Here is a 22744-nt window from a genome sequence, read left to right as displayed (position 1 = left end):
TGATACCGATGACCGGAACACCACAGCACGCCGGGTTCTCGCTTGTTGACCAGGCGTGGATTCCGGTGCTTGACGTTGCGGGGACACGCCGCGAGGTGTCGCTGCTCGGTTTGTTCGAGCAGGCCGACGACCTACGCATGATCGCCTGCGAGTTGCCCACGCAGAGTTTCGCGATCCTGCGGCTCGCGTTGGCGGTCCTGCACCGCGCCACGGACGGTCCGCCGGGGGAGGCCGCCTGGCGCACGCTGTGGCGGGACCGTCGACTACCGACCGTGGACATCGCCGAGTATCTCGACGCCTTCCGCGATCGGTTCGACCTGCTGCATCCGCGACAGCCGTTCTACCAGGTGGCCGACCTGCGAGCGGCGAAGGAGAACACGTACGGCCTGGAACGGCTGATCGCCGACGTCCCGGCCGGCATGCCGTTCCTGACCACCCGGGCCGGGCCCGGCATGGAGTCGATCTCTCCGGCCGAGGCGGCCCGCTGGGTGGTGCACTGCCAGGCGTACGACACCTCCGGCATCAAGACCGGTGCGGTCGGCGACCCGCAGGCCAAGAACGGCAAGGGTTATCCGATCGGCGCGGGATCCGTCGGGTGGCTTGGCGGCGTACACCTGGAAGGCGCGAACCTGCGGGAGACCCTGCTGCTCAATCTGGTGCCGATCGCGCCCACCTGGCGGGAGGCCGACGATCGGGATCTACCGGTGTGGGAGCGCGAGCCGCACACCGCCGCCGAGGAGACCGTCTCGACTCGTGGACCGTACGGGCTGCTCAGCCTCTACACCTGGCAGTCCCGCCGCATCCGGCTGTTCGGGAACGCCGGCGGCATCACCGGAGCCATGATCGCCAACGGTGACCGGATCGAATGGCAGGACCGGCACCTGATGGAGCCCCTGAGCGTGTGGGGCCGCAGCGCACCCCGCGAACGCGACCAGAAACGCACCCCGATCTACCTGCCCCGACCGCACGCCCACGGCCGGGCCCTGTGGCGCGGGCTGCAAACCCTGCTGCCCGCGCCGCCGACCCCCGGTGGTGAACCGCCGCAGCGGCTGCCGCCGATGGTGGTGCAGTGGCTGGCCCGGCTCACCGTCACCGGCGTCGTGGGTACCGACTTCCAGACCCGCACCCGTGCCGTGAGCATCACCTACGGCGCCAAGCAGTCAGTTGTCGAGGAGGTGTTCAGCGACGCGCTGACCATGAACGTGCTGCTGCTGGTGGCGGACTCGGCGCTGCGCGCGACAGCCGTCGACGCGGCCGGCGACGCCGAGGCCGCGGTGACGGTGCTGCGCCGGCTCGCCGACAACGTGGCCCGCGCCGCCGGGAGCCGGGACACCGAGGGCGGCGCCGCCGACCGTGCCGCCGAGCGCGCGTACGCCCTGCTGGACCGCGCCTTCCGCGACTGGCTTGCCCGGCTCGGGCCGGACAGCGACCCGGCCGCCGAGCGAGGCGAATGGCAGCGGCTGGTCTGGCGGGCCATCAGGCAGCTCGGCTCCGACCTGGTGGCGGCGGCCGGCCCGACGGCGTGGGTCGGCCGCACCGGCAAGGACCGGGCCGGCCGGGACGTCCACTACTCCAGCTCGCAGGCCGAGGCGTGGTTCCTGACCGGCCTGGCCAGGGCGTTGCCGATGGGGGTCGAGTCCCCGCAACAGAGACAGGAGCAACCAGCATGACCACGGCAGTGGAAGCCGATCCGGCGGGCCCGGTCCAGAAGGTGCGGTACCGGCGTCGCCGGGAACTCGGCGAGCATGTCGCCAGGACCGTCGGGCGCCTACAGGCGCGGGCGTTGAGCACCGTGCCGCAACCCGAGGCGGTGAGCGCGCTGGCGCGGCTGCGGCGCGGTATCGGCCGGACCCCCGGCTTCGACTTCACGCTTGAGCGGTACGTGCAGGTGCCGGAGGAACTGCTCGGTCACCGCCCGGCCGACGATACCGAGCCGACCGATGCCGAGCAGGCCGCCCACGACGCGGTCACCCTGTACGCGCTGCACCAGCAGTCCCGCCGGGAACGCATGCACGCCGACGGACGCGGGCTGGGCCAGGCCATGGCCGAGTTGGCCCGCAGGTCGGCCGGGCCGGACGGGGTACGGCGGCGGTTCGCCGCCCTCGGCACGGCCAGCACCTACCCCGAGAGCATCTACCACCTGCGCAGCCTGATCACGATGCTGCGGGAACACCAGATCCCACTCGACTACGGCCTGCTCGCCGACGACCTCCAGACCCTCCAGCACCCCGATCACCGCCCGAAGATCCAGGCGATCTGGGGGCGGGAGTTCTTCCGCAGCCGACCCAGCACCGACGTTGACGCCCCCACACCTGACCAGCCCGAGGAGGATCTCCCATGAGCCGCACCATCATCGACGTCTACGCCCTGCAGACCGTGCCGCCGAGCAACCTCAACCGCGACGACACCGGCTCACCCAAGACCGCCGTCTACGGGGGTGTACGCCGTGCGCGGGTGTCCAGCCAGGCGTGGAAGCGGGCGATCCGGCTGGCCTTCGCCGACCTGCTCGACCGCGCCCAGCTCGGCGAGCGGACCAAGCGGGTGGGGGAGTCCCTCGCCGTACGGATTCGGGCGCTCGACCCGAGCCTGTCCGAGGAGGCTGCCTCGACGTTGGCCACCGAGACCTTCGTGGCCGGCGGCCTGGCCAAAGTCGACAAAAAGAAGGGCGAGCTGAAGGACGTCGAGTCCGGCTACCTGCTGTTCCTGAGCCACCGGCAACTGGACAACCTCGCCGCCGCCGTGCTGGCGGCGGCGCAGGCCGGGGGCACCCTCGACAAGGCCCGGTTCAAGGCGCTCGTCGACTCGGAGCATTCCGTCGACATCGCGATGTTCGGGCGGATGGTCGCCGACATGACCGACATCAATGTCGACGCCGCTTGCCAGGTCTCCCACGCCATAAGCGTCCACGCCGTCGACAACGAGTTCGACTACTTCACCGCCGTCGACGACCGGAAGGCCGACGCCGCCGAAACGGGCGCCGGCATGATCGGCACCGTCGAGTTCAACTCGTCCACCCTGTACCGGTACGCCACACTGGACGTCGACGCGCTGCACCGTACCCTCGGCGACGCCGCAGCCACCCGGGCCGCCGTCGAAGCGTTCCTGACCGCGTTCGCCCGCAGCATGCCGACCGGGAAGCAGAACACCTTCGCCCACCGCACGCTGCCCGACGCCGTGCTGGTCCGGCTGCGCGACACCCAGCCGATCAACCTCGTCGGTGCCTTCGAGACGCCCATCCGGGAGACGCACGCCGCCGGGCGCATCGCACTGGCCGCCGAGGCACTGGCGAAGCACACCGTGGCGGTCGAGAGCGCCTACGGGGAGCGGCCCGTCGGCAGCTGGGTGACCCAGGTCGGCGAGCGGACCGCGGTGCTGGCCGACCTGGGTAAGGCGGTCACGTTCAGCGAACTCGTCGCCGGGGTGGGGGAGCAGGTCACCGTGGCGCTCGGGCAGCCGGCATGAGTGTGCTGCTGCTGAAACTGGCCGGTCCGCTGCAATCCTGGGGCTCGTCCAGCCGCTTCACCAGACGGGGCACCGAGGTCGCTCCGACCAAGAGCGGAGTCATCGGCCTGCTCGCCGCCGCGAAGGGCATGCGGCGCACCGAACCGCTCACCGACCTGCTGGGCCTCCAGTTCGGCGTACGCCTGGACCAGCCCGGTCAGATCCTGCGCGACTTCCAGACGGCGCGGTCCCTCGACGGACGTCGCAGCGCACCCCTGACCTACCGCTTCTACCTCTCCGACGCGGTCTTCCTCGCCGCTGTCAGCGGCGAACGGACTCTACTGACCGGCCTGGCCGAGGCATTGGACCGGCCCCAGTTCCCCCTCTATCTCGGCCGTCGCTCCTGCCCACCGGTCGGCCCGATCAGCCTCGGCGTCCACGACCACACCCTCGACGACGCGCTCAACCTGTGGCCGTGGCGCGCCGCCGAATGGCACCGCAAAAAGGCCGCCCACACCGTCCGCCTGGAGATCATCCGGGATGCGCGGCCGGGGGAGCCGGTCACCGAAACCATCCCCGACGAGCCGGTCAGCTTCGACCCCGCGCATCGGCAGCACACCTGGCGGTCCGTGGTGCGCCGACACGTCGACGTCACGAATGATCTCGCGGAGCGGGCCGGTGTCGCCGAGCACGACCCGCTGAGCCTGCTGGGAGGCTGAGCATGTTCCTCACCCGGTTCCAGATCAACGCCGCCCGGCGCAACGCGCGCAGGCTGCTCGCCTCGCCGCACGCCATGCACGCGGCCGTCCGCGCCGCCTTCGCCGACGCTGCCGACTACGAGCGACCCGGAGCCCGTACGCTGTGGCGCCTCGACACCCCCGCCACCGCCACCGTTCACCTCTACATCGTCAGCCCCGGCCGACCCGACCTCACCCACCTGGTCGAGCAGGCCGGCTGGCCGACAAGCGGCGAAGCCTGGACAACCCGGGAGTACGACGGGCTGCTCGCCTCGCTGCGAGCGGGCCAGGAGTGGGCGTTCCGCCTGACCGCCAACCCGACCCACAGCGGGCGGAAGACCGCCGAGGCAAAGGAGACGCAACGGTTCGGCTACCTCCGCGAGCACGAACAGGCCGCCTGGCTGCTCGGGCGGGCCGAGCGACACGGCTTCACGCTGGCGGCCCAGCAGGACGGCCGCCCCAACCTGCGGTTGCATCGGCGTCAGACACAGTCCTTCAAACGCGGCATGGGGACCGTCACCCTCACCACGGCCACCTTCGACGGCATCCTCCACGTCATGGACGCCGAGCCGTTCCGGCGGGCGCTCACCAGCGGGATCGGGCACGCCAAGGCGTACGGTTGCGGGCTGCTGACCCTCGCCCCTGTCCAGGGTGGCCAGTGAAGATCCCGGGCGTCCCACCGGCGGAACTGGCCGACCTCAACCGGGTTCAGGATCGGCTCAGCTTCATCTACCTCGAACGCTGCGTCATCCACCGCGACAGCAACGCGATCACCACTACCGACGACAAGGGGATCGTCCACATCCCGGCCGCCACCCTCGGCGTGCTCCTGCTCGGGCCGGGCACCAGCATCACCCAGCAGGCGATGATGCTGCTCGCCGACAACGGCGCCACCGTGGTCTGGGTCGGCGAACACGGCGTCCGCTACTACGCCCACGGACGTCCCCTGGCCCGATCCAGCCGACTCCTCGTCGCCCAGGCCGCTGCCGTCGCGCACCGCGACCGGCGGCTCCAGGTGGCCAGGGCGATGTACCGGATGCGGTTCCCCGGCGAGGACACCACGGCGCTCACCATGCAGCAGTTGCGCGGCAAGGAAGGGGCACGGGTCCGTCGGTGCTATCGCGAACACGCCAATCGCACCGGCGTGACCTGGAACAACCGCATGTACGACCCGGACGACTTCAGCGGCGGCGACCCGGTCAATCAGGCGTTGTCCGCCGCCCACGCCTGCCTCTACGGCATCGTGCACGCCGTTATCGTGGCCATCGGCGCTTCACCCGGGCTCGGTTTCGTCCACACCGGTCACGACCGATCGTTCGTCTACGACATCGCCGACCTCTACAAAGCCGAGATCACCATCCCGGTCGCCTTCGACATCGCCGCCCGCGCACCGGAAGACATCGGCGGGGACACCCGCCGCGCCGTCCGTGACCGGGTGCACGACGGCGCGCTCCTGGACCGATGCGTACGCGACATCCGGACCCTGCTGCTAAGCCCGGGTGGTGCAATTGACGAGGAGTGGCTCGATGAGGAGGCGGAACGCGACACCGTACGCCTCTGGGACGAGAGCGGGTACGAGCTTGCCGGCGGCCACAACCACGGTGAGGATATCGACTTCTGATGACCGTCATCATCCTCACCGCCTGCCCCGAGGGCCTGCGCGGGCACCTGACCCAGTGGCTCCTGGAGATATCCGCCGGGGTGTACGTCGGGCACGTCAACAGCCGGATCCGGCAGCGACTCTGGGCCAAGGTCGTCGAGATGGCCGGACCGGGACGGGCACTGCTGGTCCACCAACAGCCGGGCGAGCAGCGGCTCTGCTTCCAGGTGCACGATCACCACTGGCAGCCGGTGAACCTCGACGGCATCACCCTGATCCGCCGACCCGCTGCCCGCCCCACCTACAATCCCGCCACGTCCCGAGGCTGGAGCAAGGCGTCGAAGCGCCGCCGCTTCGGCCGCCGAGGCACAGACAGCGCCGCTCCCGTGGCAAGGGCCTCGGAGCAAGGTGAACACCGCGACAGCTGACCCCCAGACCACCGGGTGCTTCCGGATTTCCCGCTCATGGCCGCACGGGCACAGGATCTGTCGGGCCAGGTTCTGAAAGCAACGGTTGCTCCGTCGCCGAAACAGCACCTCGCCGCCGGCGGCTCGCCGCCGTGCTGCCCGGCACCATTCGCGCTGCGGGTGACCCTCGCCATGGCACCCGCTACCCTCGACCCAGGCTTCCGCCGCACCACGTCCCACCACCGGTGACCCATGGCAGAGGAGCGAAGGATCTTGAGAGTCAAAGTGAAGGAAAACAGCACAGTTGATCTTTAGCGCCGCAGGTCAGGAAGTCTGCTCCCCGCGCACGCGGGGATGATCCTGACTACGCGCGGCTGCGTCTTAGCCGCGCCGACTGCTCCCCGCGCACGCGGGGATGATCCCCCTCAGCGTTGAGCAGCGCCTGAGCCCTACGGCTGCTCCCCGCGCACGCGGGGATGATCCGGGATGGCGGAGCGCGGCGGAGGCGAGGGCGGCCTGCTCCCCGCGCACGCGGGGATGATCCCGTGTCTGGGCTGCGGGGCGTGGCCGGGTGACTCTGCTCCCCGCGCACGCGGGGATGATCCCAGCCGGGGTCGGCTCCAACGAAGGGGCTGGCCCTGCTCCCCGCGCACGCGGGGATGATCCCTCACCGAACCCCGCGACGCCGAACGGCGCGTCCTGCTCCCCGCGCACGCGGGGATGATCCCTCCGTCCAGGCCGACTTCACCGCCGGGGAGTCCTGCTCCCCGCGCACGCGGGGATGATCCCTCCCACAACGCCGTGCTGGCGGACTTGATCCACTGCTCCCCGCGCACGCGGGGATGATCCGATGTCGTCCCACATCGACCGGTACTGGGCGACCTGCTCCCCGCGCACGCGGGGATGATCCCGGGTGAACGTCGGTTCGATGCACGCCGCGGCGCTGCTCCCCGCGCACGCGGGGATGATCCCACGCTTAGCCGCGAGCTGCTCGACGCCGGATCCTGCTCCCCGCGCACGCGGGGATGATCCCGATTCCGATACCGACCAGTGCCAGCGGCAGAACTGCTCCCCGCGCACGCGGGGATGATCCCCAATCAAGATCGAGGGTCTGTCGGAGTTCACCCTGCTCCCCGCGCACGCGGGGATGATCCCGACGTGGCATGATGCGCGAGCCCACCCCGCCACTGCTCCCCGCGCACGCGGGGATGATCCCGAGACGTACGGCCTCACGAACGAATTAGGTCTCTGCTCCCCGCGCACGCGGGGATGATCCCCGGGTGACGGTGTCCCGCTCGTTCGGCAGCTCCTGCTCCCCGCGCACGCGGGGATGATCCCGCGCCGCGACGGTGCTGGCCATGCTGGCAAACCTGCTCCCCGCGCACGCGGGGATGATCCCAAAGACCATGAACATCCGGAACTGCCGACCGCCTGCTCCCCGCGCACGCGGGGATGATCCGTCGACCCCACCGCCCCCGCCGAAGCTCGCCACCTGCTCCCCGCGCACGCGGGGATGATCCCGGGACCAGTTGGTGGACGACCGATGAGGAGCCCTGCTCCCCGCGCACGCGGGGATGATCCCTTGCACCATTAGTGCGTGCGGTTGGTCTACTCCTGCTCCCCGCGCACGCGGGGATGATCCCCTGCAACTACTGACCGACAGTGCTACGACCGGCTGCTCCCCGCGCACGCGGGGATGATCCCCTGCAACTACTGACCGACAGTGCTACGACCGGCTGCTCCCCGCGCACGCGGGGATGATCCCCGGGGGGCCGGCAGTGATGCCCCTTTCAGAATCTGCTCCCCGCGCACGCGGGGATGATCCCAACGGCGGCCAGTGCACGGCGAGGCTCGACGTCTGCTCCCCGCGCACGCGGGGATGATCCCCACCCTCGCACGACGCATCCTGAACATGCGACCTGCTCCCCGCGCACGCGGGGATGATCCCACGACGGCGGCCGCCTGGTCGCCGGTGAAGGACTGCTCCCCGCGCACGCGGGGATGATCCCGACGGCGAGTTTGGCGCGGAGTACCGGGCGTTCTGCTCCCCGCGCACGCGGGGATGATCCCTACCAGGGTCTGGTGCACGATCCCGCCGAGGCCTGCTCCCCGCGCACGCGGGGATGATCCCTACCAGGGTCTGGTGCACGATCCCGCCGAGGCCTGCTCCCCGCGCACGCGGGGATGATCCCGGCACCACCCCCGACGTGGCCGGGGCACGCAACTGCTCCCCGCGCACGCGGGGATGATCCCGGGGGTGGACAGCGACAACCGCCAGCACCACTCTGCTCCCCGCGCACGCGGGGATGATCCCGGGATGAACCCGTCCGCCCGGCGGGTGGGCACCTGCTCCTCGCGCACGCGGGGATGATCCCTGCTCCCCCGAATGGGAGATGAACGTGGAGATCTGCTCCCCGCGCACGCGGGGATGATCCCGGGCGATGGGTGTCCGTTCGTATCTCGCCACGCTGCTCCTCGCTCAGGCGGGGGTGATCCCGAGGGACGGGACCGGCAGCTGGAGCAGACCCGTTGATCCCCGCGCACGCGGGGGTGATCCCCGGGCTGTCGGTGTACGGGTTTCAGTGCAGAGCCAGGTACGCCAGACGTACACAGGCCGGGATGTCTGCCGCTCCGGCTCGGCCGGCGGCTGCGGACGCAGTGACTCCTTCCTTGCTCACGCTGGGTTACCAGTAGAGCAGGGTCGGCACCTGGTTCGCGGAGATCCTTACGGCCAGGTGATGGCCCGTGGCAGGGTGTGTGGGCCCTGTCGAGCTGAACCGGTTGTGCTATCACGCCGTGCGCTGTCGCGGTGGCCACGGGCTGTGACCCGGACTGCGTTCCGGCTGCGATCCGTTTGCGCTATCAGGTCGACAGCATCCACACACCCCACCCCAAGCCTCCTGCCGCAACGGGTCGGACGTCGACAGAGCCCATAGTCGCCTTGATCAACATGAGGATGCTCCTGGCGGTCGGGCGATGGGTGCGACCCGGCGCGTGCGCATCGGCAGATCCACGTCGAGTGATGAAGATCGGCTGGGCTTCCGCAAACCCCACGCAACGTCACCGACTTGGATCGCGGCCAAGTCGAGGGCTCTCGCCGACCAGGATCGAGATTGGCGCGGTGTGCACTCCGCAGCCGTACCTTCCGCACCCGGACCTGTACGCCGACACGGGCCTCCGCGCAGCTCACCGGCCACCTGGCCTGCTCCCCGGGCACGCGGGGTGATCCCGCCGGGGGTGAGGCTCAGCGCTCGCGGACGCGTTCGGCGATCGCGTGGCTCAGTTCGGCGGTGGTGCCGGTGCCGTGCAGGTCGGGGGTGAGGGGCGACTCCTTCGGCCCGAGTGCCAGGACGTCCTCGATGGCGCCGAGGAGGTGGGCGGCGGCCTCGGGGTGGCCGAGGTGGTCGAGCATCATCGAGCCGCACCAGATCTGGCCGATCGGGTTGGCGATGCCCTGGCCGGCGATGTCCGGCGCGGAGCCGTGCACCGGCTCGAAGAGGCTCGGGTGGTGGCGGTCGGGGTTGATGTTGGCACTGGGGGCGATGCCGAGGGTGCCGGTGCAGGCCGGGCCGAGGTCGGAGAGGATGTCGCCGAAGAGGTTGCTGGCGACGACCACGTCGAACCACTCGGGGTGCAGCACGAACTGGGCGGCGAGGGCGTCGATGTGGAACCTGTCGACCCGTACGCGGGGGAACTGCTCGCCCATCGCGGCCACCCGCTCGTCCCAGTACGGCATGGAGATGGCGATGCCGTTGCTCTTGGTGGCCGAGGTGAGGTGCTGTTTGGGGCGGCGCTGCGCCTGCTCGAAGGCGTAGCGCAGCACCCGGTCGACGCCGATCCGGGTCATCACCGTCTCCTGGAGCACGGTTTCCCGGTCGGTGCCCTCGAAGATGCGCCCGCCGACGCTTGAGTACTCACCCTCGGTGTTCTCGCGGACCACCAGGAAGTCGATGTCGCCGGGCTCGCGGTCGGCGAGTGGGCTGCGGACGCCGGGCATGAGCCGGCACGGCCGCAGGTTCACGAACTGGTCGAAGGTGCGCCGGAACTGGAGCAGGCTGCCCCAGAGTGAGATGTGGTCGGGCACCACGGTGGGCCAGCCGACCGCCCCGAAGTAGATGGCATCGAAGGAGCGCAGCGTCTCCTCCCAGTCGGGCGGCAGCATCCGCTGGTGCCGCTGCCAGTAGTCGGCGCTGGCGAAGCCGAAGTCGGTGAACTCCAGCCGTAGGCCGAAGCGCCCGGCGGTCGCCTCCAGGGCTTCGATGCCAGCGGGTACGACCTCCTTGCCGATCCCGTCGCCGGGGATGACGGCGATCCGGTGGGTCATCGGCCCCTCCGCAGTGCGTCGAGGCCACCCTCGGCGTCGGCGATGGCGATGCGTTCGGCGGTGGCGGAGTCGCCGGCGCGCAGCGCGCGGACCAGGGCGCGGTGGCTGGTGTAGCGCTCCATGCCGAAGGTGTCGTCCTCGGCGACCCGCCGCAACAGCAGCTCGCGCCGCTGGGGGCGGGTGAAGACCCGGCTCTGGTCGAGCATCCGGACGAGGACCGGGTTGTGGGCGCAGGCGTTCACCGTCTCGTTGAACTCCACCATGGTGTCGAGCAGCGCGGTGAGGTGCCGCTCGGTCGGCAGGCCCTGACTGCGGCGCTCCTTCAACAGGATCAACAGGTCGTCGGCCCGGTCGAGGATCTCGTCGAGGGTGTCGAGCTGGTCGGCGGTGGCGTGCCGGGCGGCGAACCGGGCGACCAGCCCGCGCAGGCCGACCTCGACCTCGGCGAGGTCGTCGATGGCGGCGTCCCGGATCTCGGCTACCAGCACCGTACGCGGCCCGATCCGCTCGATCAGCCCGTCGGACTCCAGTCGCCGCAGGGCCTCGCGGACCGGGGTGGGGCTGATCGACAGGCGTTCGGCCAGCCCGCGCTCGGTCACCTTCTCTCCCGGTGCGAGCTCACCGGCGGCGATGGCGGCGCGGACCTGACGGTACGCCTGGTCGCCGAGCGTCTCGGTCACTGTCATGGCCACACCCTAACGCATGCCATCGCAAAAGTTACACGCGACTGTTGACGAGATTGCTATAGCAAACTAGCGTGACGCGGCACACGTTACGTGGAGGCGACATGGCCGAAATGAAAACCCGCGACGAGGTGTCGTATCGAAAGATCACCTTCTTCATCGCGCTCGCGCTGTTCGCGCAGGAGTCGACCTGGAACTTCTACGACAACCAGGTGCCCGTCCTGCTGCGCGAGCACGTCACGAGCGCCGCGCTCGTCGGCGCGCTGATGGGCATGGACAACCTGCTGGGAATCTTCATCCAGCCCTGGATCGGCAACCGGTCGGACAACACCCGGACCAGGTGGGGGCGGCGCATCCCGTACCTGGCGGTGGGCATGCCCCTGGGCGCACTGTTCTTCCTGCTGCTGCCCTGGACCACCTCGCTGGTCACGCTTGTCGCGGTGATGGTCTGCTACGCGCTCGTCGCGAACACCATGCGACCGCTCGCCGAGGCGCTGACCCCGGACTTCGTACCACCACAGCGGCGCGGCCGGACCAACGCCGTAGTCAAGATCGCCACGTCGCTGACCATCATCGTGGCGTCGCTGATCAGCCTTCTGGTGGTGGACGACCACCCTCGGGCGGCCTTCGTCATCCCGGCGGCGATCATGCTTGTCGTCACCGCCGTGATCATCATGAAGGTGCGCGACAGCCGGTCCCCGGCCTATCAGGCCGCGGTGGCCGAGGACGCGAACGCCGGACCTGACCAGACGAAATCACCACTGTGGCGGGTCGTCACCGAACTGGTCACCAGCCGGGACCGGCGCCGGGTACTGCTGCTGCTCACCGTCTTCCTCTTCGGCGGCGCCTGGTTCGCCTCCCGGTCGCTGATGACCCCGTACGGCATGGAGGTGCTGGGTCTGACCCGTGGTGAGGCCGGCGGGCTCACCCTGCCCAGCGGCGTCGCGTACCTGATCGCGGCCTATCCGGCCGCGCTGGCGGCCGAGCGCTTCGGTCGGCTGCGGGTGATCCTGATCGGCATCGCCGTCTTCGCCGGGGCGCTCGCGGCCGGTGCCGTCGTGCGGACCCCCACCGGCACGGTCGTGCTGTTCTGCCTCGCCGCCATGGGTGCCGCCGGGTTCCTGATCAACGCGGCGGTCGCGTTGTGGAACCTGGCCCCGTCCAGCCGGATGCTCGGCGCCTACACCGGGCTCTACGCGGTCACCTGGTATCTCGGCGGCTTCGCCGGGCCGGCGCTTGTCGGTGCCGCGGTCGACCTCGTCGGCTGGAACTGGATGCTGCTCGACATCGCCGTGCTGGCCACGCTCGCCGCCGTGGTGGTGATCCGGCTGGCCCGCCTGGAACGGACCCGCGAGACGACCCCCGCCGTAGCACAGTGAGAGAGAGCCGATGCCGACCATCCTGATCACCACTGACTACCTGAGGCCAGGAGACGAGGTGGACAGCTATCTCACCGGCCAGGGCTTCGTCACCCGGCATCACCCGATGCGCGGGCCGCGTGAGCCGGCGGAGCTGATCGCCGCGCTGGCCGGTGCCGACGGCGCGCTGATCGCGAACGAGCCGGTGACCGAGCAGGTGCTGGCGGCGTCGCCCGGGCTGCGGGCGATCGTGCGCACCGGCGTCGGGTACGACTCGGTGGACGTCGCGGCCGCCACCCGCCTCGGCATCAGCGTCAGCAACCTGCCCGGCATCAACGCCAACGCGGTCGCCGAGTACACGATCGCCTTGCTGCTGGCCCAGGCCCGGCACCTGGTGCCGATGGCAGCCGGGGTCGCGGCCGGCGGCTGGCCGCGCAAGGACGGGCACGAGCTGTGCGGCAAGACCCTCGGCCTGATCGGCCGGGGCGCGGTGGCCCAGCGGGTGCGACCGCTCGCCGAGGCGTTCGGCATGACGGTGCTGGGCCACGAGGTGCCCCTGGAAAGCCTGCTCCGCGACGCCGACTACGTGTCGGTCCACACCGCGCTGACCCCGCGTACCCGGCACCTGATCGACGCGGCGGCACTGGCCCGGATGAAGCCGACCGCTCATCTGATCAACACGGCACGCGGCCCGATCGTCGACGCGGCCGCCCTGGCCGAGGCGGTCCGGTCCGGCCGGATCGCCGGTGCGGCCCTCGACGTGGTGGACGTCGAACCGCTGCCCGCCGACAGCGTGCTGCGCGGTGTCGACGGCATCACCGTCTACTCGCACATGGCCGGCCAGACCACCGAGGCCCGCCGCGACGCCGGCCTGCTCGGTGCCCGCGAACTGGCCGCCGCCCTGGCCGGGAAACCACAGACCTCCGTCAACGCCCACCTGATCGACCCGGAGCAGAGAAGATGACCGCTGACGTGATCGTTGTCGGGGCCGGCCTGGCCGGTCTCGTCACCACCGCCGAGCTGGTGGACGCCGGGCACAGTGTCCTCCTGCTCGACCAGGAGCCCGAGCAGAGCCTCGGCGGCCAGGCGTTCTGGTCGTTCGGTGGGCTGTTCCTGGTCGACTCGCCCGAGCAGCGCCGGATGGGCATCCGTGACTCGCGGGAGCTGGCCTGGCAGGACTGGCTGGGCAACGCCGGGTTCGACCGGCCCGAGGACGAGTGGCCCCGGCGCTGGGCCGAGGCGTACGTCGACTTCGCCGCCGGCGAGAAACGCGCCTGGCTGCGCCAGCTCGGCATCAAGCTGTTCCCGATCGTCGGCTGGGCGGAGCGCGCCAACAACTCCGTGCCCCGCTTCCACATCACCTGGGGCACCGGGCCGGGCCTGCTGGAGCCGTTCATCGCCAAGCTGCGCGCCGGGAAGGTCACGGTCAGGTTCCGGCACCGGGTCGACGAGATCGTGCGAACCAACGGCGTCGTGTCCGGCGTACGCGGGAAGATCCTCGAACCGAGCGGCGCGGAACGCGGCGCCGCCACCAGCCGGACGGCCGTCGCGGACTTCGAACTGTCCGCGCCCGTGGTGGTGGTGACCTCCGGCGGCATCGGCGGCAACCACGACCTGGTCCGTCGCAACTGGCCGGAGCGACTCGGCACGCCGCCCGAGCACATGATCTCCGGAGTGCCGGCCCACGTGGACGGCCGGATGATCGACATCGCTGCGGCGGCTGGCGGAGCGGTGATCAACCCGGACCGGATGTGGCACTACGTGGAGGGGTTGCAGAACTGGAACCCGATCTGGGCGGCGCACGGTATCCGCATCCTGCCCGGGCCGTCCTCGATCTGGCTGGACGCCCTCGGGAAGCGGTTGCCGGCGGAGCTGTCGCCCGGCTTCGACACCCTCGGCACCCTCGCCCACCTGCGGTCCACCGGGTACGACCACAGCTGGTTCGTGCTGACCCAGAAGATCATCGAGAAGGAGTTCGCGCTGTCCGGGTCGGAACAGAACCCGGACCTGACCGGCCGCAGCGTCCGTCAGGTGCTGGGCCGGATCCGGGCCGGTGCGCCGGCACCGGTCGAGGCGTTCAAGAACCGCGGTGCGGACTTCGTCGTGGCGTCCGACCTCGACGAACTGGTCAAGGGGATGAACGCGCTGACGGAGACGCCGTTGCTGGACCCGGCCGAGGTCCGGCGGGTGGTCGAGGCGCGCGACCGGCAACTGGACAACCCGTTCACCAAGGACCTGCAGATCGCCGCCATCCGGAACTTCCGCAACTACCGGGGCGACCGGCTGATCCGGACCGCCCCGCCGCACCGGATCCTCGACCCGAAGGCCGGACCGCTGATCGCCGTACGCCTGCACGTGCTCACCCGCAAGACCCTGGGCGGCCTGCACACCGACCTCGACGGGCGGGTTCTGGACGCCGCCGGGCAACCGGTGCCCGGCCTCTACGCCGCCGGCGAGGCGAGCGGCTTCGGTGGTGGGGGCATGCACGGCTACCGCGCCCTGGAGGGCACCTTCCTGGGCGGCTGCCTGTTCTCCGGCCGGCAGGCCGGCCGAGCGATCGCCAAGAAGTGAGGAACGATGTCCACCAACCCTGACTCCGTACGCATCCTCGTGCCGGTCGGCATGCTCGGCGCCGGCTTCCCGCCGGAGACCGTCGAGCGCGGCCTGGCCCTCGGCGCCGACGTGATCGCCGTGGACGGCGGCTCGACCGACTCCGGGCCCTACTATCTCGGTGCCGGTACCGCCAAGACCGCCCGCGCCGCGGTCGCCCGCGACCTGCGCCTGCTGCTGCGGGCGGCGGCTACCGCCGGCATCCCGCTGGTCATCGGCTCGTGCGGCACCAGCGGCACCGACGCCGGCGTCGACTGGGTCGCCGGCATCACCCGGGAGATCCTCGCCGAGGAGGGCCTACAGCTGCGGCTGGCCACGATATACAGCTCGCAGCGGGCGGCCGAGCTCGATCTGGACCGGATCCGCCCCCTGCCACCGGCCGGCGAACTGGACCGGGCGACCCTGGAGAGCTGCACCAACATCGTCGGGATGATGGGCCACGAACCGATCGCCGCGGCCCTGACCGCCGGTGCCGACGTGGTCCTCGCCGGACGGGCCACCGACACCGCCGTCGCCGCCGCCTATCCGCTGCTCAAGGGGATGCCGGCCGGACCGGTGTGGCACGCCGCGAAGATCGTCGAGTGCGGCGGGCAGTGCACCACGAACCCGCGTGCCGGCGGTGTGCTGGCCACCGTCGACGCGACCGGCTTCACCATCGAGCCGCTCGATCCGGGCAACGCGTGCACGCCCACCTCGGTGGCCGCGCACATGCTCTACGAGACGGTCAACCCGTTCACCATGCGCGAGCCGGCCGGCACCATCGAGGTCGGCGACGCGGTCTACCAGGCCCTGGACGAGCGGCGCGTCCGCGTCGAGGGCTCCCGGTTCGAGCCCGCCGCGCAGCACACCATCAAGCTGGAGGGCGCCCGGATCACCGGGTACGAGACGATGTCGTTCACCGCCATCCGCGACCCGCACATCCTCGGTCAGATCGACACGTGGACCGCCCTGCTCCGGAAGATGATCACTGAGTGGGTGTCCGGGACCATCGGGCTGGGCGAGGGCGACTACGCCTTCGACATCCGCCGGTACGGCTACGACGCGATCCTCGGCTCGCTCGATCCGGCTACCGGGCCGCCCCGCGAGGTGGGCGTGATGCTCCTGGTCCACGCGGCCGACCAGGAGACCGCGACGGCGGTCGCGAAGGTGGCCAACCCGCTGCTGCTGCACCTGCCCACGCCGGACATGGACTACCTGCCCAGCCTCGCCTTCGCCACGTCGCCGGCCGAGACCGAACGCGGACCGGTGTACGAGTTCGTGCTCAACCACGTCGTCGAGGTGTCGTCGCCGACCAGCCTGTTTCGCGTCTGCCTGGAGGACAACCGATGACCGTCGTCGCCGATCTCGCGCTGGAGGTCCGGTCGAAGAACGCCGGTCCGTTCTGGGTGACGATGGAGGTGTTCGCCCGCGACGCCGACGCGTACGCGGTCCTCGCCGACCCGTCGTTCCTGGACGCCTCGGTGATCGCCCACCGCTACGGGGTCACGGCGGAGGACGTCCAGTTCTACCGGATCCCCGCGCTGAACGTCGTGAAGATCTCGTTCCCGCGGCCGGTGGTGCAGGGCAGCCTGCACGACCGTGACATCCACGCCGGTCAGCACCATGTGCCGCTGGCCTTGCTTGCCGTCCCGCCCGTCACCTGACCGTCTCGCCGCCCCGGCGCGGCGACCCGCTTCCGCCGGGCACATCCGGATCTCGGCCATACCTGAGCAAAGGCGGGGGAATTTACCGATTCAAGTTTCGGCGGGTCGTGCTGGAGTGGTCACGGGGCGGCAAGCGGTGCCGCGGCGGAAGGATGACCATGGAAACCCTCGGAAGGCTGGCCCGGGCTGCGGTCCTCGGTGGGGCGCTCGCCATGCTCGTGGCGTGCGGGAGCGATGCCGGCTCCGGTTCTTCGACGCCGGAGGCGGTGGAGAGCGTCACGGCTCCGGACGATGCCGCCGGGTCCCTGACCGAGCCGGAGGGCGAGGAGTGTGCACGCCTCACCACCGACGAGGTCGCGGACGTGATCGGGGCGCACGACGGTGGCCAGCACGACTACCAGCTCGGCGGCTGCGTGTGGACGGCGACCTCCGGTGGGCAGGCCATCCATGCCACGGTCCTGTCCAAGGACGAGTACGAGGCGGTGGCCGAGATCGGGGAGCCGGTGAGCGGATCCGCCGACGGCGCGGTCTACGACGACATCCACGGCGAGCTGTGGTTCCCGTGTGGCGGTGACTTCTGCGGCATCAAGGCCGACATCGGTGAGTCGGACCGGCGCAAGGATGTCGCGCTGCGGATGGGCACGCTCCTGCAGGGCCGGGTGTAGCACCTGAAACGCCACGGCCGTCTCGACACGATCTGAGTCGTACCGAGACGGCCGTGGGCGCAGCTGCTGAGGTCAGCCCTTCACAGCTCCGGTCAGTCCGCCGACGATGCGGCGTTGGAACAGGCTGAAGAACACCAGTGCCGGGATCATCGACAGGGAGGTGAACGCCAGGACCTTGGCCGTGTCGACCGAGTACTCCGAGGCGAAGGCCTGCACGCCGAGGGGCAGCGTGAAGGTCTCCTCCCGGTTCAGGATGAACAGCGGCAGCAGATAGCCGTTCCAGCTCTGGATGAAGGTCAGGATGGACACGGTGATGACGCCCGGCATGGCCAGCGGGAGCACCATCCGCCAGAAGAAGCCCAGTCGGCTGCAACCGTCGATCGACGCGGCCTCCTGGATCTCGTCGGGGATCGCCCGTACGAACGGGACCAGGATGATGATGGTCAGCGGGATGCCGAACCCGATCTGCGGCAGGATCACCCCCGCCAGCGTGTTCATCAGCCCGAGCGTCTTGACCAGGATGTACAGCGGGGTGATCGCCACGGTCAGCGGGAACATCAGACCGGCGGCGAACAGCGCGTACATCGCCCCCCGACCCCAGAACCGGTAACGCGCGATGATGAAGCTGGTCATCAGACCGAGCGTGACCACCCCGGCCGTGGTGGCCAGGGCCACGATCGTGGAGTTGAAGACCTGCTGCCAGAAGGTGCTGCCGGTCAGCACGTCGAGGTAGTTCTGGGTCTGCCAGGTGGTGGGCAGCCCGGCGGGGTCGGTGGTGATCTCCGCGTTGGTCCGGAAGCCGCCCAGGATGATGTAGACGACCGGGGCCAGCATCGTCGCGATGAGCAGCAGCGCGACGAAGTACACCGACGGGTCCGTCCAGCTGAACGGTCTTCTGGACCGGGATGACCTGTGCGGTGCCCTGCGCCCGGTTACGGCGGTCACGGCCATCAGCGCCTCCCTCCGGTGATCGCGCCCTCGGTGTCCCGGCGCAGGATGAACCGCTGGTACAGCAGGGCGGCGAAGAGCGAGATGAAGAACAGCACCACGGCGACCGCGTTGCCGTACCCGTACTCTCCCGCGTTCCGTCCGTTGGCCACCATGTAGGTGGCCATCGTCGACGTCCCGGCCGTTGCCGCCACGTACTGGCCCCAGATGATGTAGACCAGGTCGAACAGCTGCAGGGCGCCGATCATCGACAGGAAGGCCCAGATGCGGATCGTCGGTCCGAGCAGCGGCAGCGTGATGCGTCGCTGGATCTGCCAGTACGACGCGCCGTCGATCGCCGCGGCCTCCGTCAGCTCCTCCGGGATGCCCTGTAGGCCGGCGAGGAAGAGGATGACGGCGAAGCCGATGTACTTCCAGGTGAGGATGCCCATCAGCGTCCAGATCGCGATCTTCGGATCGGCCAGCCAGTCGGTCTGGAGCCAGCCGAGCCCGACTTTCTCGAGGACGGCGTTGACCACGCCCTCCCCGTGCAGCATCAGGCTCCAGCCGGTGCCGACCACCACTTCGGCGATCACGTACGGGATGAAGACCAGCACCCGGATCAGCGTCTGCCCCCGCATCTGCCGGTTCAGCAGCAGGGCGAGCAGGATGGCCGCCGGGCCCTGGAGCAGCAGCGACAGCACCACGATGATGCCGTTGTGCCGCAGGGCGTCGATGAAGGTGCTGTCCTCGAAGATCAGCAGGTAGTTGCGGAGGCCGACGAAGTCCTCAGCGGGCCCGTAGCCCTGCCAGCTGAAGAAGCCGTAGTAGGCGGCCATGGCCACGGGAAGGATGACGAAGGACAGGAACACGATGAGTGTCGGCCCCGTCATCAGTGCGATTTCCAGCCGGGCGGCCCAGCCGATGCCCTTGCGCCGGCGGCGCGGGGCCGGGGGCGACACGACCGGCGTGTCACCCCCGACCTTCGTCAGACCCGGTGTCGGGTCCGGCGCGAGCCGTACGCTCTCGTGTTGCGTTTCAGACATGGCGGTGGGACTACTGCGTCCTCTTGGCGGCGTCCTTGACCGCGTTGACGATGCTCTGCGGGTCCCCCTTACCGGCCAGCATGTTCACCACAGCGGTGTTCAGGGCGTTGCCGACGTTCTGCCCGTAGACCGTGTCGAGCCACTGCGAGACGAACGGTGCCTGGTTGTAGGCGGTGAGGATGGACTGCAGGTGCGACTCGGTGACGGCGGCCTGCGCCTCGCTGTTCACCGGCGGCGCGTTGAACGCCTCGTAGTAGGCCTTCTGCACGTCGGTCTTCGCGATGTAGTTCAGGAAGGCGGTGCACTCGGCCTTGGGGGCCTGTGCCGAGCAGGAGTAGCCGTCGACGCCGCCGAGAATCGCGCCGGGCTGACCGGCACCACCCTCGATGCTGGGGAAGGGGAACCAGCCCAGGTCGGGCAGCGGCTTCTGGTCCGGGGTCAGGGAGGCGATGACGCCGGGGTTCCAGGCGCCCATCAGTTCCATCGCCGCCTTCTTGTTGGCGAGCAGACCGGCGGAGCTACCGGCGCCCTGCTGCGCCGACGTGGTCAGGAAGCCGCTGTTGAACGGCTCGCTCGCGGCGAAGTTCTGCACGTCCTGGCCGGCCTTGAGCCAGCAGGGGTCGTCGAAGTTCATCGTCTGGCCGGCCTGGGTGATGGTCTCCGAGCTGCACTCCCGCAGCGCGAAGAAGTAGTAGTAGAAGGCGGCCGGCCAGGCGTCCTTGGCGCCGAGCGCGATCGGCTGGACGTCCGCCGCCTTCAGCTTGGTCACGGCATCCTGAAGCTCGGCGAGGGTGGCCGGGGGCTGGGCGATGCCTGCCTTGGCGAACAGGTCCTTGCTGTAGAAGAAGCCGCCGGGCAGCACCGCCACGGGCATGGCGTACACCTTGCCCTCGATCGTCTGCGCGGTGAACGACCCTTCGGAGATCACCTTCTTGGTGTCGTCGGTGATCGAGTCGGTGAGGTCCATCAGCTGGCCGGCCTTGACCATCGCGGCCATCTTGCCGCCGCCGCGCTGCATGAACACGTCGGGTGCGTCGCCGGAGTTGAGCGCGGTCTGGAGCTTGCCGTCCAGATCCTCGTTCTGGATCGACTGGATCTCGATCTTCACGTTCTGGTTCGCGGCCTCGAAGTCGGCGACGGTCTTGTCCCAGAAGGCCTTGCCCGGGCCGATACTGGCGTTGTGCCAGAAGCTCATCGTGACCGAGCCGTCACTGTTGCGACCCTCCGAGTCGCCACCGCCGCAGGCCGCCGTCGCCAAGACGCCGGTTGCCAGGGCCACCGACACAGCCAGTAGTTTTCTCGCCCTCATCAATCTTCCCTCTCTGCCGATTCCGCCCACCTGAAACAACCTCTGCGGACGAGTCGCCGGCCGGAACGTGCACCATGGCGACGCCGAAAGGTTTGTTTCCTGTCGACAGGCGCTGGTCCGGGCTCGGCTCGCGGTCGCATCGCGATCAACCTCGGAGTGACCCAGGCCACCGACGGCCAAAACGGTCGCAGACTTGTCCGAAAAAAACAAGACACGTTTCCGAAACTTCCGTGACCTAGGGCCGGAGGTGGCGACCTCGCTGGTCAGTCGGTCTTGCGGGCGGCGGTAGCAGGGCGGTCACGATGGTGGCTCTGCGTGACAGCGTGTTCGCGCTAACAATCAGTGCTCTGCATTAGGGTCGGAATCGTCCGGTAGCTGGACCGAGTGGTCCTCCGCGCCGGTCTGACGAACTGATCGCGCCCGGCCTGGTCCCGGAAAAATCCCGGTAGGAGTCGAGGGCGCCGTCACCCGGTCTGCCGGACGAAATCGTTGTCGGCCCGTTACGAAGGTGAGACACGACCGCGGCGGGCGGGCCGGTTGGCGAAGCTCGCAGGTCACTGGTTGATCACGCTTACATTCGCAATTCGGCGGAGGCGTCATCGGCGTCGGATGACCGTGACGAAACGCGAGAAAACCGGCGGTAGGCCGCTACTCCAGCGTGGTGGCGATCGTGATCGCCTCCGCCATGGTCAGGTCGCCCTCCAACCGATACGTCACCCCGGCCTCCTCCCAGATCAGGGTCGCGGCGGCGAGGCGGGCGCTGGCCTGGTGAACGACCCCGTCGCGATCGGTGTAGGAGACCGGGTGCGGGCCGCCGACCCAGATCGCCTGGGCCGCACCCACCTGAGTCCACTCGGCACCCGACCCGCCGGCCTGCTTGACGAAGACCGGATCGAGCCGGCCGTCGAAGATGTCCAGGCGGAGGGTGCCGGCCCGGTAGAGCAGGCTCGCCACCCGGTACCGGCCGGCGTCGTCCGGATCGGCCAGCAGTGCCCGCTCGGGCGGACCCAGCACGACCGGCGTCCGGATCGGGAAGCGCACCAGCCGTCGCGCCTCGTCGAGGGCGGCGGAGCGCTGCCCCGGCGGCGGCGACGGCACGCCGCTCGGCGGCGTCACGACCGGCGAGGTGCTGATGGTGACGCCGGCGAAGCGCAACAGGTCCGTCATCACGTCGGCGAGCGCGGCCCGTCCCGGCGGCAGCACCGCCACCAGCAGCGCGGCCAGGGCCGCCGCCAGCGCGTACCGCCGGCGTCGTCGGCCCGCGTCGCGGCGGGTGGCTGGTGCGGCGGCCAGCCGGGCACGGACCCTGGCCGTGACGTCCGGTGGCTCGGGGGTCGCCAACCAGGCGGACAGGTCACGTAGCTCCCGCTCCAGGTCATCCACGGCCGACCTCCTCGACGGCGAGCAGACCGCGCAGTTTCACCAGCGCCCGCGAGGTGCGCGACTTCACGGTGCCCCGGGGCCAGCCCAGCATGGTGACCGTCTCGTCCTCGCTGAGGTCCAGCAGGAAGCGGCAGACGATCACCTCCCGGTCCCGGGACGGCAGCGACCGCAGGGCCCGCACGAGGGTGTCCCGCCGTTCCCCGGCCAGGACCGCGCCGACGGCGTCGTCCTCGACGACCTCCGAGCCCGGCGCCACCCGCGCCGCGCGCAGCACCAGCCCGTCGCGCCGCTGCCGGGTGCGGTGCAGGTTGCGTGTCTCGTTGGCCACGATCGCCAGCAGCCAGGAGCGGAACGACGCCTCGCCGCGATAGCGGCCGAGCTTGCGGTACCCCTTCACGAACGCCTCCTGGATGACGTCCTCGGCATCGGAGCCTGCGCCGAGCAGCACCGCGGTGCGGTACGCGGCCGCGGTGTGCCGGGCGACCAGGGACTCGTACGCCGCCAGGTCACCTGCCTGCGCGCGGGTGACGAACTGCTCGTCGTCCAGGGCTACCTCCGGTGGGATCACCCCTACTGACACCGCCCACACCGAACGGGTTCCATCGTGTCGA

The 22744-nt window shown here is 70.1% G+C and carries 20 protein-coding genes and 1 CRISPR repeat array; of the genes, 13 read left to right on the top strand and 7 right to left on the bottom strand.

The annotated features are described in order from the left end of the window. The first annotated feature begins 8 nt into the window (after positions 1-8). The 7 genes from casA to cas2e are packed head-to-tail and all read left to right on the top strand — an operon-like array spanning position 9 to position 6206. Positions 9-1670, top strand: a complete 1662-nt coding sequence (gene casA, locus KBX00_RS11100; protein WP_210825926.1) for a type I-E CRISPR-associated protein Cse1/CasA — start codon at positions 9-11, stop codon at positions 1668-1670. Beyond that, positions 1667-2341 (top strand): type I-E CRISPR-associated protein Cse2/CasB, encoded by a 675-nt coding sequence (gene casB, locus KBX00_RS11095; protein ID WP_210825924.1) that lies wholly within the window; start codon positions 1667-1669, stop codon positions 2339-2341. Before casA ends, casB begins: the two co-directional genes overlap by 4 nt. Further along, a complete protein-coding gene (gene cas7e / locus KBX00_RS11090; RefSeq protein ID WP_210825922.1) occupies positions 2338-3462 on the top strand; it encodes a type I-E CRISPR-associated protein Cas7/Cse4/CasC in 1125 nt (374 codons plus the stop codon). Before casB ends, cas7e begins: the two co-directional genes overlap by 4 nt. Then, positions 3459-4160 carry a type I-E CRISPR-associated protein Cas5/CasD gene (gene cas5e / locus KBX00_RS11085; protein WP_210825921.1) on the top strand — a complete coding sequence of 234 codons (702 nt, stop codon included), beginning with the start codon at positions 3459-3461 and terminating at the stop codon, positions 4158-4160. Before cas7e ends, cas5e begins: the two co-directional genes overlap by 4 nt. Positions 4161-4162: 2 nt before the next feature. Continuing rightward, on the top strand, positions 4163-4840 hold the full coding sequence (gene cas6e, locus KBX00_RS11080; RefSeq protein WP_210825920.1) for a type I-E CRISPR-associated protein Cas6/Cse3/CasE: 678 nt from the start codon (positions 4163-4165) through the stop codon (positions 4838-4840). Beyond that, positions 4837-5799, top strand: a complete 963-nt coding sequence (gene cas1e / locus KBX00_RS11075; RefSeq protein WP_210825919.1) for a type I-E CRISPR-associated endonuclease Cas1e — start codon at positions 4837-4839, stop codon at positions 5797-5799. The genes cas6e and cas1e overlap by 4 nt, the downstream gene beginning before the upstream one ends. Continuing rightward, the gene (cas2e, locus tag KBX00_RS11070; protein WP_301547712.1) at positions 5799-6206 is read left to right on the top strand and encodes a type I-E CRISPR-associated endoribonuclease Cas2e; all 408 of its coding nucleotides are present in this window, start codon (positions 5799-5801) and stop codon (positions 6204-6206) included. Before cas1e ends, cas2e begins: the two co-directional genes overlap by 1 nt. 312 nt (positions 6207-6518) lie before the next feature. Then, positions 6519-8743: direct repeats of the CRISPR family, unit length 29 nt; unit sequence CTGCTCCCCGCGCACGCGGGGATGATCCC. A 686-nt stretch (positions 8744-9429) separates the two neighbouring features. On the opposite strand, the gene KBX00_RS11065 is transcribed toward cas2e, so the two are convergent. Together KBX00_RS11065 and KBX00_RS11060 are read right to left on the bottom strand one after the other, a co-directional pair. After that, complete coding sequence (locus tag KBX00_RS11065; protein ID WP_210825918.1) at positions 9430-10509, bottom strand: tartrate dehydrogenase; 1080 nt, start codon at positions 10507-10509, stop codon at positions 9430-9432. Beyond that, on the bottom strand, positions 10506-11195 hold the full coding sequence (locus KBX00_RS11060; RefSeq protein WP_210825917.1) for a GntR family transcriptional regulator: 690 nt from the start codon (positions 11193-11195) through the stop codon (positions 10506-10508). Before KBX00_RS11060 ends, KBX00_RS11065 begins: the two co-directional genes overlap by 4 nt. Before the next feature lie 101 nt (positions 11196-11296). Between KBX00_RS11060 and KBX00_RS11055 the strand changes: the two genes are divergently transcribed. From KBX00_RS11055 to KBX00_RS11030, 6 genes are all read left to right on the top strand, one after another. Next, on the top strand, positions 11297-12571 hold the full coding sequence (locus tag KBX00_RS11055; protein WP_210825916.1) for an MFS transporter: 1275 nt from the start codon (positions 11297-11299) through the stop codon (positions 12569-12571). Between the two features lie 10 nt (positions 12572-12581). Further along, positions 12582-13514: an NAD(P)-dependent oxidoreductase gene (locus KBX00_RS11050; RefSeq protein ID WP_210825914.1), complete on the top strand. Its 933-nt coding sequence runs from the start codon at positions 12582-12584 to the stop codon at positions 13512-13514. Beyond that, positions 13511-15121, top strand: a complete 1611-nt coding sequence (locus tag KBX00_RS11045; RefSeq protein WP_210825911.1) for an FAD-binding dehydrogenase — start codon at positions 13511-13513, stop codon at positions 15119-15121. The genes KBX00_RS11050 and KBX00_RS11045 overlap by 4 nt, the downstream gene beginning before the upstream one ends. 6 nt (positions 15122-15127) lie before the next feature. Next, a complete protein-coding gene (locus KBX00_RS11040) occupies positions 15128-16489 on the top strand; it encodes an acyclic terpene utilization AtuA family protein (protein ID WP_210825909.1) in 1362 nt (453 codons plus the stop codon). Beyond that, positions 16486-16803 (top strand): DUF4387 domain-containing protein, encoded by a 318-nt coding sequence (locus KBX00_RS11035; protein ID WP_210825907.1) that lies wholly within the window; start codon positions 16486-16488, stop codon positions 16801-16803. The genes KBX00_RS11040 and KBX00_RS11035 overlap by 4 nt, the downstream gene beginning before the upstream one ends. 158 nt (positions 16804-16961) lie before the next feature. Continuing rightward, positions 16962-17468: a hypothetical protein gene (locus tag KBX00_RS11030; protein ID WP_210825905.1), complete on the top strand. Its 507-nt coding sequence runs from the start codon at positions 16962-16964 to the stop codon at positions 17466-17468. A gap of 72 nt (positions 17469-17540) precedes the next feature. Here the strand turns inward: KBX00_RS11030 and KBX00_RS11025 are convergent, their stop codons facing one another. The 5 genes from KBX00_RS11025 to KBX00_RS11005 form a co-directional block, all read right to left on the bottom strand. Further along, a complete protein-coding gene (locus tag KBX00_RS11025) occupies positions 17541-18335 on the bottom strand; it encodes a carbohydrate ABC transporter permease (protein ID WP_307868437.1) in 795 nt (264 codons plus the stop codon). A gap of 83 nt (positions 18336-18418) precedes the next feature. Continuing rightward, positions 18419-19441: a carbohydrate ABC transporter permease gene (locus KBX00_RS11020; protein ID WP_210825903.1), complete on the bottom strand. Its 1023-nt coding sequence runs from the start codon at positions 19439-19441 to the stop codon at positions 18419-18421. A 10-nt stretch (positions 19442-19451) separates the two neighbouring features. After that, positions 19452-20750 (bottom strand): ABC transporter substrate-binding protein, encoded by a 1299-nt coding sequence (locus KBX00_RS11015; RefSeq protein WP_210825902.1) that lies wholly within the window; start codon positions 20748-20750, stop codon positions 19452-19454. Positions 20751-21398: 648 nt separating this feature from the next. After that, positions 21399-22133 carry a hypothetical protein gene (locus tag KBX00_RS11010; RefSeq protein WP_210825901.1) on the bottom strand — a complete coding sequence of 245 codons (735 nt, stop codon included), beginning with the start codon at positions 22131-22133 and terminating at the stop codon, positions 21399-21401. Next, entirely contained in the window at positions 22126-22713 is a 588-nt protein-coding gene (locus KBX00_RS11005) for an RNA polymerase sigma factor (RefSeq protein ID WP_307868436.1), read from the bottom strand. The genes KBX00_RS11010 and KBX00_RS11005 overlap by 8 nt, the downstream gene beginning before the upstream one ends. Positions 22714-22744: the final 31 nt, after the last annotated feature.

It is taken from the genome of Micromonospora sp. C95 (assembly GCF_018070465.1).
Taxonomy (GTDB): Bacteria; Actinomycetota; Actinomycetes; order Mycobacteriales; family Micromonosporaceae; genus Micromonospora.
This window is presented reverse-complemented; position numbering and strand designations above follow the sequence as displayed.

Coding starts and splice junctions, on each gene's coding strand:
- casA (WP_210825926.1), top strand. CDS start 9: ATGACCGGAACACCACAGCACGCCGGGTTCTCGCTTGTTGACCAGGCG.
- casB (WP_210825924.1), top strand. CDS start 1,667: ATGACCACGGCAGTGGAAGCCGATCCGGCGGGCCCGGTCCAGAAGGTG.
- cas7e (WP_210825922.1), top strand. CDS start 2,338: ATGAGCCGCACCATCATCGACGTCTACGCCCTGCAGACCGTGCCGCCG.
- cas5e (WP_210825921.1), top strand. CDS start 3,459: ATGAGTGTGCTGCTGCTGAAACTGGCCGGTCCGCTGCAATCCTGGGGC.
- cas6e (WP_210825920.1), top strand. CDS start 4,163: ATGTTCCTCACCCGGTTCCAGATCAACGCCGCCCGGCGCAACGCGCGC.
- cas2e (WP_301547712.1), top strand. CDS start 5,799: ATGACCGTCATCATCCTCACCGCCTGCCCCGAGGGCCTGCGCGGGCAC.
- KBX00_RS11065 (WP_210825918.1), bottom strand. CDS start 10,509: ATGACCCACCGGATCGCCGTCATCCCCGGCGACGGGATCGGCAAGGAG.
- KBX00_RS11060 (WP_210825917.1), bottom strand. CDS start 11,195: ATGACAGTGACCGAGACGCTCGGCGACCAGGCGTACCGTCAGGTCCGC.
- KBX00_RS11055 (WP_210825916.1), top strand. CDS start 11,297: ATGGCCGAAATGAAAACCCGCGACGAGGTGTCGTATCGAAAGATCACC.
- KBX00_RS11050 (WP_210825914.1), top strand. CDS start 12,582: ATGCCGACCATCCTGATCACCACTGACTACCTGAGGCCAGGAGACGAG.
- KBX00_RS11045 (WP_210825911.1), top strand. CDS start 13,511: ATGACCGCTGACGTGATCGTTGTCGGGGCCGGCCTGGCCGGTCTCGTC.
- KBX00_RS11040 (WP_210825909.1), top strand. CDS start 15,128: ATGTCCACCAACCCTGACTCCGTACGCATCCTCGTGCCGGTCGGCATG.
- KBX00_RS11035 (WP_210825907.1), top strand. CDS start 16,486: ATGACCGTCGTCGCCGATCTCGCGCTGGAGGTCCGGTCGAAGAACGCC.
- KBX00_RS11030 (WP_210825905.1), top strand. CDS start 16,962: ATGGAAACCCTCGGAAGGCTGGCCCGGGCTGCGGTCCTCGGTGGGGCG.
- KBX00_RS11020 (WP_210825903.1), bottom strand. CDS start 19,441: ATGTCTGAAACGCAACACGAGAGCGTACGGCTCGCGCCGGACCCGACA.
- KBX00_RS11015 (WP_210825902.1), bottom strand. CDS start 20,750: ATGAGGGCGAGAAAACTACTGGCTGTGTCGGTGGCCCTGGCAACCGGC.